This window comes from Vibrio sp. 2033 (assembly GCF_033339735.1).
Genome location: NZ_JAWOVC010000365.1, coordinates 1 through 691, shown reverse-complemented (window position 1 = coordinate 691; position 691 = coordinate 1). Strand labels below are relative to the sequence as shown.

Genomic DNA, 691 nt, shown 5'->3' with positions numbered 1-691 from the left:
GCACGGGGATGAACATCCATACCGACGCTTACAGCGTGACGCGTGCGTGTGCGACGAGCTTCCAAGCGGCGGTAAACGTAGCAGAGAGCATCATGGCGGGCACCATTGAAATTGGTATCGCTGGTGGTGCGGATTCATCTTCTGTACTTCCTATCGGTGTGTCCAAAAAACTTGCTGCTAACCTGTTGGCTCTAAGCAAACCCAAAACATTGGGTCAGAAGCTCAATATTCTCAAGAGTCTGAGTTTTAAAGATCTCATGCCTGTTCCGCCAGCCGTCGCGGAATACTCGACGGGTTTGTCGATGGGACAAACGGCAGAGCAAATGGCGAAGACGCACGGTATCTCACGCGCAGAACAAGATGCGCTAGCTCATCGCTCTCATACATTGGCATCCCAAGCTTGGAAAGAAGGCAAAATCCAAGGTGAGGTGATGACCGCTTTTCCTGAACCTTACAAAAAGTGGATTTCTGAAGACAACAACGTTCGTCACGACTCGACGTTAGAGGGCTATGCAAAGTTACGTCCTGCATTTGACCGCCAGTACGGCAGTGTTACCGCAGCAAACAGTACGCCGCTGACTGATGGCGGCGCGGCAGTGATGCTGATGCGCGAAGGTAAAGCGAAAGAGTTGGGCATGGAAATTCTTGGCTACATCCGTGGCTACGCATTCTCAGCGATTGGTGTGGAAAA

Annotated in this window: 1 protein-coding gene; it reads left to right on the top strand. The window is 51.5% G+C overall.

Annotated elements, in window-relative coordinates:
- The coding region (locus R7P74_RS26625) for a beta-ketoacyl synthase N-terminal-like domain-containing protein (protein ID WP_318123652.1) at positions 1-691 on the top strand (691 nt) is incomplete at both ends.